Genomic DNA, 12,103 nt, shown 5'->3' on the forward strand with positions numbered 1-12,103 from the left:
ATGGGCGACTTCGACCGAGCGGTAACCGCTGACGACGTCTTCGAGCTGGCCGCGCGACGCTCTGGCCGCAGCGAGATCGACTCCGACTCATGGCGAGACGGGCTGCAGCTCATCGTCGACGAGCTCAACACCTCGCCGGCCTTCACCCCGTTCGGCCGGGAACGCGTCCTGAACGACGCCACCGACGCGCTGGCGCGCCGCATCCGGGTGGACGGCTACATCCAGGCGCACCCCGGCGTGCTGGACGCGCCCGTCGAGCGGCCGCTGATCGTGCTCGGCATGCCCCGCACCGGCACCACCGTCATCAGCTACCTGCTCGACCAGGACCCGGCCCGGCGGTCGCTACTGCACTGGCAGTGCGTGGACCCGATCCCGCCCGCCGGCACCGACACGCTGCGCACCGACCCGCGGTGCCTGGCCCTGCTGGAGGAGCAGCGCAAGATCCTGGAGCTGGTCGCGCAGGCGAAAATGCCGCTGCCGCACTGGGAGGACGCCGACGGCCCGACCGAGGACATGTTCATCCACAACCAGGATTTCAAGGGCCTGTCCTGGGACTCGTTCCTGCCGACGGATCGCTACGCCCGGTGGCTGTTCGACGAGGCCGACATGAGCAGCACCTACGAATACCAGAAGCGCTACCTGCAGGTGCTGCAGTCCACCGCGCCGGGCAACTGGAGCCTGAAGATGCCGTCGCACTCGGTGCACATCGAGGCGCTGCTGAAGGTGTTCCCGGACGCGCGCCTGATCTGGGCGCACCGCGACCCGTACAAGGCGACGGGTTCGCTGTGCAACCTGTGGCGGCTGCCGCAGAGCCTGGTGATGAACACCGAGCTGCTGGATCAGACGGACATGGGCCGGCTTGCCATGTGGCAGATGGGCTATCACGTCGACCGGCCGCTGCGCGCCCGCGACCGCATCGGCGACGAACGCTTCTTCCACATGTACTACCACGAGATGATGCGCGACCCGATGGACGTGATGCGGCGCATCTACGAGTGGGCGGACGAACCGTTGACCGCGGAAACCGAAGCGCGGATGCGTAATTGGCTCGCCGAGCATCCCCAGGACCGGTTCGCGCTCAACGCCTACCGGCTCGACGAGTACGGCCTGAGCGTCGAACAGCTCGCGCCGACGTTCGCCGAGTACCTCGATACCTTCGACATCGAGCTGGAGGGCACACCGTGAAAGCATCCGTGGTCACCGGGCCGGGCAGGGCGGAGGTCCTCGACACCGAACGCCCCGACGTCGGCCCGCGCGACGTGCTGGTCCGGATGCGCGCCTGCGGCATCTGCGGGTCCGACGCGTTCTACATCACCATCGGCGGCCTGCCCCCGCGGCAGGGACACACGCCGCTGGGACACGAGCCCGCCGGCGAGGTCGCCGAGGTCGGCGCGCAGGTGAGTGGCGTCGCCGTCGGCGACCACGTCGTCATCAACCCGATGGCCGCCCCCAGCGGCATCATCGGCAACGGCGGCCCCAGCGGCGCGCTCGCCGACTACCTGCTCATCGAAAACGCCGTCCGCGGAACGAGTCTCGAGGTCATCCCCGACCACATCCCCTGGGAGGTGGCCGCGCTCAACGAGCCGATGGCCGTCGCGCGCCACGGGGCCAATCGCTGCCGGCCCAAACCGACCGACAAGGTGCTTGTGTTCGGGGCCGGACCGATCGGGCTGGGCGCCGTGCTGGCCTTCAAATCCCTCGGCGTCAGCCACGTCGCCGTCGCGGACCTGATTCCCGGGCGCCTGGACAAGGCACTGCAGATCGGCGCCGACGCCGTCATCAACTCCGCCGACGAGGACGTCGTCGCGCGCCTGATCGAACTGCATGGGCAAGGCGAAGCCGGAATTCCCGGGTTACCCGGACGCGCCGGCACCGACATCTACCTCGACGCCGCCGGCGTGCCCGCGGTCGTCAACACCGCGCTGGCCGCGGCCAAAAAGGGCGCCACCCTGGGAATCGTTGGCGTGCACAAGGAACCGGTACCCGTCGAGTTCGTCAATGTGATGAGCAACGAGATCACCATCCTGGGGTCGATGGGGTATCCCGACGAGATCTTCGAGGTGACCCGGGATCTCGTCGCGAACTGGGAGAAGTACGCGCTGATCGTCAGCCACACCATCCCGTTCGAGAACGTCGGCGAGGCGCTCGAACTGGCGCACACACCGGGGGCCGCCGACAAGGTCGTCGTCACGTTCGGCTGATGGCGGCGGTGATCGCGCCGGTGACGCGGATCAGATCCTGCGGCGCCACGGCGACCTCCCAGCCGCGGCGGCCGGCGCTGCAGAACACCCGCTCCCACGCCAGCGCACCGGAATCGACGACCGTCGGAAGCTTTTTGCGCTGACCGAACGGCGACACCGCGCCGAGGACGTAACCCGTGGCCCGTTCGGCGACCGCGGCGTCGGCCATGGACGCCCTGGCGACCCCGAGCGCCGCGGCGGCCGCCTTCAGTGCGAGCCGCGCGGTGACCGGCACGATCGCCACCGCCAATCCGCCGGGCACCGCGATGATCAGCGTCTTGTAGATCTGCCCGGGTTCGATGCCGGCGGCCGCGGTGAGCGCCTCGACCGCCTCGGCGCCGAACGAATGCTCCCGCCGATCGTGCTCGAACGTCAGGACTTCATGCGGCACACCGGCTTTCACCAACGCCGCAATGCCCGGTGTGGCGGCCACCCTGATGCCTTGGGTCGGTTAGGGACCCGTGTAACCCGGCGGGTTGACGCCGTCCACCCAGAAGTCGACGCCCAGCTTGGAGCCGGGGATGCAGTCGTAGGTCGAAAGGTCCGTGACACCGGAATCCACCAGCACGTCCTCGCACAGCAGCATGTTGCCGGTGAACTCCTTGGACGGCTTGTTGAGGATGACGTAGGCGGCGTCGGAGTAGATCTCCGGCTTGCGGGCGCGCCCCATCGCCTCGTCGCCGCCGAGCAGGTTCTGCACCGCGGCGGTGGCCACCAGGGTGCGCGGCCACAGCGTGTTGGACGCGATGCCGTCGGCGCGCATCTCCTGGGCAATGCCCAACGCGCACAACGTCATACCGAACTTGGCCATCATGTACGCCGTCGGCTTCAGCCACTCCTGGCCGAGCAGCACCGGCGGAGACAGCGTCAGGATGTGCGGGTTCTCCCGGCCCTTCATGTGGGGCAGGCACGCCCGCGAAACCGCGTACGTGCCGCGCACCTGGATGCCGTTCATCAGATCGAACCGCTTCATCGGCACCTCGGTGATGGAGCCCAGGTTGATCGCCGACGCGTTGTTGACGCAGATGTCGATGCCGCCGAACTGCTCGACGGTCTTGGCCACGGCCGCCTCCACCGAATCCGGGTCGCGGACGTCCCCGACGATCGGCAGCGCCTGTCCGCCGGCTTCCTCGAGCTCTTTGGCCGCCGTGAACACCGTGCCCGGCAGCTTGGGGTGCGGTTCGGCGGTCTTGGCGATCAGCGCGATGTTGGCGCCGTCCTGCGCGGCGCGCTTGGCGATCGCCAGGCCGATACCGCGGCTGGCGCCGGAGATGAACATGGTCTTGCCGTTCAGAGACATGGCGTCACACTAACGCCAGGCGCGGATCGGGCGGATCGGGGTCCGGCCGCCGCCGCCGGCGCCGGCATCGGGCCCGATCGCGCTGCGGAAATAGCGCGGTCACCCGCGGCGTTGATCCAATCGGTCTCACATGCGGTGAAGCGGACCCGGACGGAAGGTGTCGGGGTCAGCCTTTAGATTGGGAGGAGCAGCGTGGTGTCAACGGCGACGAGCCTGTTAGGCGAGGAGCGGTTGGCTGGCTTCCTTGCGACTCCGGTGGCGCTTTCGGTGCTCTCCGGTAACACCGCCGCAGAAGGGACCGGGTTGATCGACATGGCCGACTTCGAAGATGGCCGCGATGGCGCGACAGGGCCCGGCATTCCCGAGCCCGCACCGCGCGAAGAGACGGACGCGGAATTAACGGCGCGATTCGAACGCGACGCGATTCCCCTGCTGGACCAGCTTTACGGCGGCGCGCTGCGCATGACGCGCAATCCCGCCGACGCCGAGGACCTGCTGCAAGAAACCATGGTGAAGGCCTACGCGGGATTCCGCTCGTTTCGGGCCGGCACCAACCTGAAGGCGTGGCTGTACCGGATCCTGACCAACACCTACATCAACAGCTACCGCAAGAAGCAGCGCCAGCCCGCGGAGTATCCGACCGAGGAGATCACCGACTGGCAGCTGGCCGCCAACGCCGAGCACTCGTCCACCGGGCTGCGATCGGCCGAGGTGGAGGCGTTGGAGGCGCTGCCGGACTCGGAGATCAAAGAGGCGCTGGCGGAGCTGCCGGAGGAATTCCGGATGGCCGTCTACTACGCCGACGTCGAGGGCTTTCCGTATAAGGAAATCGCCGAGATCATGGATACGCCGATCGGAACGGTAATGTCACGGCTGCACCGCGGCCGACGGCAGCTGCGCGGCCTGTTGGCCGACGTTGCCAAGGAGCGCGGCTTCAACCGCGGTCAGCAGACGCACGAGGAGGTGTCGTCATGAGCGAGCTCTCCGGCCCGGGCGCTGCCTCGCCCGATGCCTGCCCCAACGACGAGTCCCACGGCAGCGTCGGCTGTGCGGAGGTCATCCGCCAGGTCTGGCTGCTGCTCGACGGTGAATGCGGCCCGGACACCCGCGAGCAGCTGCGCCAGCACCTCGAGGCCTGCCCCGGCTGCTTCAAGCACTACGGGCTCGAAGAGCGGATCAAGGCGCTGATCGCCACCAAATGCAGGGGCGAGAAGGCCCCCGAGGGGTTGCGCGAGCGGCTACGGCTCGAGATCCGGCGCACCACGATCATCCGGGGTGCGCAGTAGCGCCCGTCAGGCGTTGGGGCGCTTGCCGTGGTTGGCCTTGCTGTGCTTGCGGTCGCGCTTCTTCCGGCCTCGTTTGGCCATGATGTAAACCTCCGTGATTGCTTGTCGAACGAGGCGCCCGGCGCCCGTCGGCTTGACCGCCATTCTCTCACGAGACGTCCTATGCAGTGTCTTCGCCCTGGTGTGCACGGCTCGGGGCACGTGCGCCGCCGCCCCGAGTGGCGCTGTGGTTCGATGTATGAGCCTGATAGAACCGTGATGACCAGCAGCCAGCCTGCGCGAAGGCCGAGACGAGTGGGGTGAAGATGGCGGAGGATGTGCGTGCCGAGATCGTGGCCAGCGTGCTCGAAGTCGTTGTGAACGAGGGTGACCAGATCGGCAAAGGCGACATCGTGGTGCTGCTGGAGTCGATGAAGATGGAGATCCCCGTCCTCGCCGAAGTCGGCGGCACCGTCAGCAAGGTCAGCGTGTCGGTGGGCGACGTCATCCAGGCGGGCGACCTCATCGCGGTGATCAGCTAGCCGTCGGGCCGTCTCGACCAGCCGCCGGGGAACGACCCGGGGAGTAAGCGATGTCAACTCTCGGTGATCTGCTCGCCGAACACACCATGCTGCCGGGCAACGCGGTGGACCACCTGCACGCGGTGGTCGGGGAGTGGCAGCTGCTGGCGGACCTGTCGTTCGCCGACTACCTGATGTGGGTGCGCCGCGACGACGGCGTGCTGGTCTGCGTGGCGCAGTGCCGGCCCAACACCGCGCCGACGGCGCTGCAGACCGACGCGGTGGGCACCGCCGTCGGATCCGACCGGTTGCAGCTCGTGGCCGAGACGTTCGAGTCGGGCACCGCCAAGCGGAACGATGTTGCGGGACCTGAAGATTCGTGGTTGCCCGGCACCCACGTCGAGGCGTCCCCGGTGCGCTACGGCGGCACGGTGGTGGCCGTGCTCACCCATCATCAGACCGCGTTGGCCGCCGACCGTGCGTCCGGTCAGCTGGAGATCGCCTACCGGGAGTGCGCCACCGATCTGGTCCAGATGCTCGCCGAGGGCACCTTTCCCGACGTGGGCGACGTGGTCATGTCGCGCTCGACCCCCCGGGCCGGCGACGGCTTCATCCGCCTCGACGTGCACGGCGTCGTCGCCTACGCCAGTCCGAACGCGCTGTCGGCCTACCACCGGATGGGCCTGACCACCGAGCTGGAGGGGCACAACCTCATCGACGTCACCCGCCCGCTGATCTCCGACCCGTTCGAGGCACAGGAAGTGGCCGAGCACGTGCGGGACCTGGTGGCAGGCGGGCGCAGCATGCGCATGGAGGTCGACGCCGGGGGAGCCACGGTTTTGCTGCGCACGCTGCCGCTGATGGTCGACGGCGTCAGCGCCGGCGCGGCGGTGCTGATCCGCGACGTCACCGAGGTCAAGCGCCGCGACCGGGCCCTGATCTCCAAGGACGCCACCATCAGGGAGATCCACCACCGGGTGAAGAACAACCTGCAGACCGTGGCCGCGCTGTTGCGCCTGCAGGCCCGCCGGACCGCCAACGCGGAGGGGCGGGAGGCCCTGATCGAGTCCGTGCGCCGGGTGTCGTCGATCGCGCTGGTGCACGACGCGCTGTCGATGTCGGTGGACGAGCAGGTCAACCTCGACGAGGTGATCGACCGGATCCTGCCGATCATGAACGACGTGGCGTCGGTGGACCGCCCGATCCGCATCAACCGGGTCGGTGACCTGGGTGTGCTGGACTCCGACCGGGCCACCGCGCTGATCATGGTGATTACCGAACTGGTGCAGAACGCGATCGAACACGCCTTTGATCCGGCGGCCGCGGAAGGGTCGGTGACGATCCGCGCCGAACGCTCGGCCCGCTGGCTCGACGTGGTGGTCCACGACGACGGTCGCGGGTTGCCGGCGGGATTCAGCCTGGAGACCTCGGACAGCCTCGGTCTGCAGATCGTGCGGACCCTGGTGTCGGCCGAGCTGGACGGCACCCTGGGCATGCGTCAGGCGCCGGTCACCGGCACCGATGTGGTGCTGCGGGTGCCGATCGGCCGGCGGACCCGTTTGCTGCTGTAGGCGGGCGTCGCGGTCGAACCCACACGCAAAGGTGCGGCCCCGACTTTCGTCGAGGCCGCACTGTTTGCGTTATGTGGGTTATACCCCGCTGCGGGCCTTCGTCCGGGCGTTGCGACGCTTCAGTGCGCGCCGCTCGTCTTCGCTCATGCCGCCCCAGACGCCCGAGTCCTGGCCCGTGTTCAGGGCCCAACCAAGGCACTCTGTGGTCACCGGGCACCGATTACAGACCAGTTTCGCGTCAGCGATCTGCGCGAGAGCCGGGCCGCTGTTCCCTACCGGGAAGAACAGCTCCGGGTCTTCGTCACGACAGACCGCCTTGTGGCGCCAATCCATACGTCTTTACTCCTCACTGAGTGCGCAGCAAGGCGCACGGCCATTTTCTTCGGCTGTTTAACGCGTGCAGAAGAAAAGGAGTCCGGACTCCTACGTAAAACTCTGCATGCAACCTTTTGATCGTTTCACAGGCTCAACAGATGTCAATAGCGTGAGTTCGCTCGTGGGCTATCTCACTTTGATGATCTCGTAGCCGAGCCCTTACTCCGTTGTACTACACTCCACGGGCCGCCCCCCGAAAGATTTTCCCGGCACGCGTCCGCGGCGCATCATTGTTGCAGGTCAACGCCATTTCTGCTGAGGGGGAGCGACCACCGCGAGCGCATCCGGGACCGCCCGGAACGTCATGGTTTCGCGCACGCCGAGGTAATCGCCGTCGAACTGGCACGCGACGGGGCCCCCGGTCGAGGTAACTCGCAGGCATGGCAGGTCGTCCTCGGTGACGAGGTGCTTGAAGTTGAACGTGGGCCGCTTGGCGAACATCTGCCGGACGATTCGCAGCGTGGGGATCGGCTTCATGGTGGTGGGCGCGAACACCCCGAGGCCCGCCTCGAAGCTGCAGCCGGGGTTGGTCCACACCGGGCGTTCGTTGGCGAAGGTCCACGGGCTGGAGTTCGACACGAACGCGAAGCTGACGCCGGTGATCGGTTCGCGGCCGGGGAGTTCGAGCGTCAGCATCGGCTCGCGGCGGGTGTAGGCCCAGACAGCGGGCACCGCCGCGCGGATGTAGCGCCACGCCGAAACCTTGCCGCCCTTGCCGCGTTCGGCCTCGACGGCCGCCACCACCTCGGCGTCGACGCCCATGCCGGTGTTGAACACGGCCCAGCGCTCGCCGCAGTCGATCAGCCCGATCCGCCGCCAGGTGCGGCGCCGCTGGTAGTCGTCGAGCAGCTGGATCAGCTGGTTGGTGGCCGCGACTGGGTCCGCGGAGATGCCCAGGGACCGCGCCAGCACGTTCGCCGAACCGCCGGGCACCACGGCCACCGCCGGCACCGGGCCGTTCGGCAGCGGCCCCGGCCGGCCGAGCAGGCCGTTGACCACACCGCTCACCGTGCCGTCGCCGCCGTGCACCACCACCAGGTCGACACCGTCGGCGACGGCCTTCTCCGCGAGCTCGGTGCCATGACCGCGGTGGTTGGTGTGTTCGACGGCGAGCTGCAGGCGGCTTTTGAGCGCGTGGGCCAGCAGGTCGCGACCGGCAGGCGTGGTGGAAGTTGCTGTGGGGTTGACGATCAGCACGGCCCGCATGAGGCACGAGCTTATGCGGGCCGCCTAAGGCCACGCTGTGGGGGAACCGCCGGGGACGCGCGGGCGCCGTGACTACGCTGACGCTGTGACGCCGCCCGCCGCCCCCACCCCCGTTCGCCGCGCCGGCCAGATCGTGGTGCTGCAGGGGATTGCGGCGCTGATCGTGGCGGTGGTGTTGGTGGTGCGCGGCATCGCCGGAGCCAACCAGCAGGTGGTCAACGGCCTGGCGACGGCCGGCTGGTTCGTCCTGGTCGGTGCCGGGGTGATCGCCGCGGGGCGCGCGCTGATCCTCGGCAAGCGTTGGGGCCGCGGGCTGGCCGTGATCACCCAGCTGCTGTTGCTGCCGGTGGCCTGGTACCTCGCGGTCGGATCACACCAGCCGGGCTTCGGAATTCCGGTGGGCGCGCTGGCGCTGATCGTGCTCGGGTTGCTGTTCAGCCCCGCCGCGGTGCGCTGGGCCGCCGGCGATCAGGGCGATTCCGCGAGGCCGGCCAACGGCGCGCCGGACAGCCGGTAGGTCGTCCATTCGTTCTGCGGCTCACCGCCGATGCCGTCGTACAGGGTGATGGCGTCGGCGTTCCAATTCAGCACCGCCCAGGACAGCCGGGTGTAGCCCCGCCGCAGGCACTCGGCGGCCAGCGCGGACAGCAGCGCGCGGGCCAGCCCGCGCCGGCGGAACTGCGGACGCACGAACAGGTCTTCCAGATAGATGCCCGCCACGCCGTCCCAGGTGGAGAAGTTGACGAACCACAGTGCCATCGCGGCGATTTCGCCGTCCACCTCGGCGACGTGCCCGTACACCGTCGGCACGTCACCGAAAAGCGCCGCAGAGATTTGCGCTTCGGTCACCGTGCACTCGTCGACGGCGTGCTCGAATTCGGCCAGCGCATAGATCATTTCGGTGATCGCCGCGGCGTCGGGCGGCGCGGCGCGCCGGATGTGCCGGTTCATTGCTCCACTCCCAGCGCGTTGAGGATGGTGCCGAATTTCGTTGTCGTTTCGGCGACTTCCTCGTCGGGGTCGGATTCGGCGACGATGCCGCCACCGGCTCGCGCCAGCGCGCTGCGCCGGTCGGCCGACAGCTGCGCGCAGCGCAGTGACACCACCCAGCGGCCGTCGCCGCGGGCGTCGCACCAGCCCGCCGCACCGGCATAGAAGCCGCGGTCGCCCTCCAGTTCGCCGATCAGCCCGATCGCGGCCTTCGTCGGGACCCCGCCGACCGCCGGGGTGGGATGCAGCGCCAGCGCCAAATCGATTGCGGTGCTTGATGTGTCACGAAGCCGGCCGGTGATCGGGGTGCACAGATGCCACACCGTCGCGGTGCTGCTCAGCCGCGGTTCGGCGGCGATGGACAGGTCGTCGCACAAGGGTTCCAGGGCGGCCCGGATGGTCTCGATGACCAGCCGGTGCTCGTGCCGGTTCTTGGCCGAGGCGGCCAGCGCGGCGCCGTTGGCGGCGTCGGTCTGCGGGTCGGCGGCGCGCGGGGCCGAGCCGGCGAACGGCCTGCACTCCACGCGGTCGCCGTTGCGGGCAACCAGCAGCTCCGGGCTCGCCCCCACCAGCGCCGTCCCCGCGTACTCGCCGCCGGCGGCGGTCAGGTCCACGAGGTAGCCGTAGGCCGCCGGGTCCGCGGCGACGAGCCGGCGCAGGATCACGCGCGCATCCAGCGGGGCGTCGGCGACCAGCCGCAGCGCGCGGGCCAACACCACCTTGTCCAGCGGGTTGTCGGCCGCGGCGAGCTGCTCGCACGCCCGGCGGATGCGGTCCCGGTAGTCCGCAGGCGCCGGCAGTGCTTCGGCCACCCGCACCGGCGGCAGCCGGTCGCCCGGCCAGTCCGGCGGCCCATCCGTGACGTTCACCGTCTCAGGCGTCAGCAGCGCGGCCGGGCGCGTGACGTCAAAAGGCAACGCGCCCACCACGATCGGCGCATCCCCCGCGCGCAGCGCCGCCTGCGCGGCACCCACGTCGTCGTAGCGACGCCGGACCCCGCCCGCGACCAGGGTTCGGGTCGGGCCGCACAGCGCGAACGGCGGTTCGGTGTTCAGATGCTCGACTCCCTCTCGCGCCGCTGCCCGGGCCGCATCGCCGTCTTCGCTGCTCACTGACCGGTCAATCCGAGCGCGCGCAACTGCCGCACCCCGTGCTCGAACCCGCAGACCGCGATCGACGCGGTGATCATCGCGAACCGGCTGCCCTCGACCAGCGGCAGCTCGACCCAGCGCGTGATGACGGCGCGGGAGAAGTGGCCGTGGCTGACGAAGACCACGTCGCGCGACTCCATGTGCTGCAGCGCCGTCGCGACGGCCGCGTCGGCCCGCTCGCTGACCTGGGCGACGGTTTCACCGCCCGGGCAGCCGTGCGTCCACACCAGCCAATCGGGCACCGTCTCCTGGATCTGCGCCGTGGTCAGGCCCTCGTAAGAGCCGTAGTCCCACTCCGCCAGCAGCTCGGACACCTCGTCGACGGGCAGCCCGGCCAGCTGCGCGGTGGTCAGGGAACGCTGCCTCGGGCTGCTGATCACCAGCGGGTCAACGAGTTTGAGTTCACCGAGCGCGCCGCCCGCCAGCTTGGCCTGCGTCCGGCCGGCCTCGGTCAGCTCGACCTCGGTGCGGCCGGTGTGCTGGCCGGATTTCGACCACTCGGTCTCGCCGTGGCGCAGCAGCACCAGACGGTGATTGTGCAAGCCCATATCGACTGATTCTGCCGGACGACATGCCGGGCCCGTCGGCCGCAGCGTACGGCGAACGGACGAACGTGCCAGGATGGGCGTTGTTGAGCGCATGGCGACGACGCAGAGGGGAGAGGCGCGCCTATGGCTGCTAAGACGCGGGTATTGGCGGTGGCCAACCAGAAGGGCGGTGTCGCCAAGACGACCACGGTCGCGTCGCTGGGGGCGGCGCTGGTCGAGGAGAACAAACGCGTGCTGCTGGTCGACCTCGACCCGCAGGGCTGCCTGACCTTCTCGCTGGGCCAAGACCCCGACAAGCTGCCGGTGTCCGTGCACGAGGTGCTGCTCGGCGAGGTCGAGCCGAACGCCGCGCTGGTCGAGACGGCGGAGGGAATGACGCTGCTGCCGGCCAACATTGACCTGGCCGGCGCCGAAGCGATGCTGCTGATGCGGGCCGGCCGCGAATACGCGCTCAAGCGGGCCCTGGCCAAACTCGGCGACCAGTTCGACGTGGTGATCATCGACTGCCCGCCGTCGCTGGGCGTGCTCACCCTAAACGGGCTGACGGCGGCCGACGAGGTCATCGTGCCGCTTCAGTGCGAGACGCTCGCGCATCGCGGGGTCGGCCAATTCCTGCGCACGGTCTCCGACGTCCAGCAGATCACCAACCCGGAGCTGCGCCTGCTCGGCGCCCTGCCGACCCTGTACGACTCGCGCACCACCCACACCCGCGACGTCCTGCTCGACGTCGCCGACCGGTACAACCTGCCGGTGCTGGCCCCGCCGATCCCGCGCACCGTGCGGTTCGCCGAGGCCAGCGCCTCGGGCTCGTCGGTGATGGCCGGCCGCAAGAACAAGGGCGCGGCGGCCTACGGCGACCTGGCGGCGGCGCTGCTCAAGCACTGGAAGAGCGGCAAGCCGCTTCCGACGTTCGCCGTCGAGGTCTAGTGGCGATCG

The 12,103-nt window shown here is 69.2% G+C and carries 16 protein-coding genes; 8 read left to right on the forward strand and 8 right to left on the reverse strand.

What is annotated here, in order from left to right:
* Window positions 1–1,185 (forward strand): sulfotransferase family protein, encoded by a 1,185-nt coding sequence (locus B9D87_RS24910; protein WP_007773070.1) that lies wholly within the window; start codon window positions 1–3, stop codon window positions 1,183–1,185.
* Complete coding sequence (locus B9D87_RS24915; RefSeq protein ID WP_007773069.1) at window positions 1,182–2,201, forward strand: zinc-dependent alcohol dehydrogenase; 1,020 nt, start codon at window positions 1,182–1,184, stop codon at window positions 2,199–2,201. The genes B9D87_RS24910 and B9D87_RS24915 overlap by 4 nt, the downstream gene beginning before the upstream one ends.
* Here the strand turns inward: B9D87_RS24915 and B9D87_RS24920 are convergent.
* Together B9D87_RS24920 and B9D87_RS24925 are read right to left on the reverse strand one after the other, a co-directional pair.
* Window positions 2,188–2,673 carry an aminoacyl-tRNA deacylase gene (locus B9D87_RS24920; RefSeq protein WP_007773068.1) on the reverse strand — a complete coding sequence of 162 codons (486 nt, stop codon included), beginning with the start codon at window positions 2,671–2,673 and terminating at the stop codon, window positions 2,188–2,190. The genes B9D87_RS24915 and B9D87_RS24920 overlap by 14 nt on opposite strands.
* Window positions 2,674–2,691: 18 nt before the next feature.
* On the reverse strand, window positions 2,692–3,540 hold the full coding sequence (locus tag B9D87_RS24925) for an SDR family oxidoreductase (RefSeq protein WP_007773067.1): 849 nt from the start codon (window positions 3,538–3,540) through the stop codon (window positions 2,692–2,694).
* A 312-nt stretch (window positions 3,541–3,852) separates the two neighbouring features.
* Between B9D87_RS24925 and B9D87_RS24930 the strand changes: the two genes are divergently transcribed.
* Both B9D87_RS24930 and rsrA read left to right on the forward strand, forming a co-directional pair.
* Window positions 3,853–4,515 (forward strand): sigma-70 family RNA polymerase sigma factor, encoded by a 663-nt coding sequence (locus B9D87_RS24930; protein ID WP_007773066.1) that lies wholly within the window; start codon window positions 3,853–3,855, stop codon window positions 4,513–4,515.
* Window positions 4,512–4,826, forward strand: coding sequence for a mycothiol system anti-sigma-R factor (gene rsrA / locus B9D87_RS24935; protein ID WP_007773064.1), 315 nt, complete (start codon window positions 4,512–4,514; stop codon window positions 4,824–4,826). Before B9D87_RS24930 ends, rsrA begins: the two co-directional genes overlap by 4 nt.
* A 6-nt stretch (window positions 4,827–4,832) precedes the next feature.
* Here rsrA and B9D87_RS27980 read toward each other — a convergent pair whose 3' ends face one another.
* On the reverse strand, window positions 4,833–4,907 hold the full coding sequence (locus tag B9D87_RS27980) for a 50S ribosomal protein bL37 (protein ID WP_011728008.1): 75 nt from the start codon (window positions 4,905–4,907) through the stop codon (window positions 4,833–4,835).
* A gap of 224 nt (window positions 4,908–5,131) precedes the next feature.
* Between B9D87_RS27980 and B9D87_RS24940 the strand changes: the two genes are divergently transcribed.
* Window positions 5,132–5,347: a biotin/lipoyl-binding carrier protein gene (locus tag B9D87_RS24940; RefSeq protein ID WP_007773063.1), complete on the forward strand. Its 216-nt coding sequence runs from the start codon at window positions 5,132–5,134 to the stop codon at window positions 5,345–5,347.
* A 50-nt stretch (window positions 5,348–5,397) separates the two neighbouring features.
* A complete protein-coding gene (locus tag B9D87_RS24945) occupies window positions 5,398–6,897 on the forward strand; it encodes a sensor histidine kinase (protein WP_007773060.1) in 1,500 nt (499 codons plus the stop codon).
* A 78-nt stretch (window positions 6,898–6,975) separates the two neighbouring features.
* Here B9D87_RS24945 and whiB1 read toward each other — a convergent pair whose 3' ends face one another.
* Both whiB1 and B9D87_RS24955 read right to left on the reverse strand, forming a co-directional pair.
* Window positions 6,976–7,230 (reverse strand): transcriptional regulator WhiB1, encoded by a 255-nt coding sequence (gene whiB1, locus B9D87_RS24950; protein WP_003874607.1) that lies wholly within the window; start codon window positions 7,228–7,230, stop codon window positions 6,976–6,978.
* Window positions 7,231–7,512: 282 nt separating this feature from the next.
* Window positions 7,513–8,478, reverse strand: coding sequence for a diacylglycerol/lipid kinase family protein (locus B9D87_RS24955; protein ID WP_007773057.1), 966 nt, complete (start codon window positions 8,476–8,478; stop codon window positions 7,513–7,515).
* Window positions 8,479–8,563: 85 nt separating this feature from the next.
* On the opposite strand from B9D87_RS24955, the gene B9D87_RS24960 reads away from it, so the two are divergent.
* Window positions 8,564–8,995: a hypothetical protein gene (locus tag B9D87_RS24960; protein WP_007773055.1), complete on the forward strand. Its 432-nt coding sequence runs from the start codon at window positions 8,564–8,566 to the stop codon at window positions 8,993–8,995.
* Here the strand turns inward: B9D87_RS24960 and B9D87_RS24965 are convergent.
* The 3 genes from B9D87_RS24965 to B9D87_RS24975 are packed head-to-tail and all read right to left on the reverse strand — an operon-like array spanning window position 8,947 to window position 11,167.
* Window positions 8,947–9,429: a GNAT family N-acetyltransferase gene (locus B9D87_RS24965; protein ID WP_007773054.1), complete on the reverse strand. Its 483-nt coding sequence runs from the start codon at window positions 9,427–9,429 to the stop codon at window positions 8,947–8,949. The two genes, B9D87_RS24960 and B9D87_RS24965, sit on opposite strands and share 49 nt — an antisense overlap.
* Entirely contained in the window at window positions 9,426–10,523 is a 1,098-nt protein-coding gene (locus B9D87_RS24970) for an isochorismate synthase (RefSeq protein WP_040631069.1), read from the reverse strand. Before B9D87_RS24970 ends, B9D87_RS24965 begins: the two co-directional genes overlap by 4 nt.
* A gap of 53 nt (window positions 10,524–10,576) precedes the next feature.
* Window positions 10,577–11,167: an acid phosphatase gene (locus B9D87_RS24975; protein ID WP_007773051.1), complete on the reverse strand. Its 591-nt coding sequence runs from the start codon at window positions 11,165–11,167 to the stop codon at window positions 10,577–10,579.
* Between the two features lie 123 nt (window positions 11,168–11,290).
* Here B9D87_RS24975 and B9D87_RS24980 point away from each other — a divergent pair, with 123 nt between their 5' ends.
* A complete protein-coding gene (locus B9D87_RS24980) occupies window positions 11,291–12,094 on the forward strand; it encodes a ParA family protein (RefSeq protein WP_040630930.1) in 804 nt (267 codons plus the stop codon).
* The last annotated feature ends 9 nt before the right edge of the window (window positions 12,095–12,103 follow it).

It is taken from the genome of Mycobacterium colombiense CECT 3035 (assembly GCF_002105755.1).
In the GTDB taxonomy this organism is placed as follows: domain Bacteria; phylum Actinomycetota; class Actinomycetes; order Mycobacteriales; family Mycobacteriaceae; genus Mycobacterium; species Mycobacterium colombiense.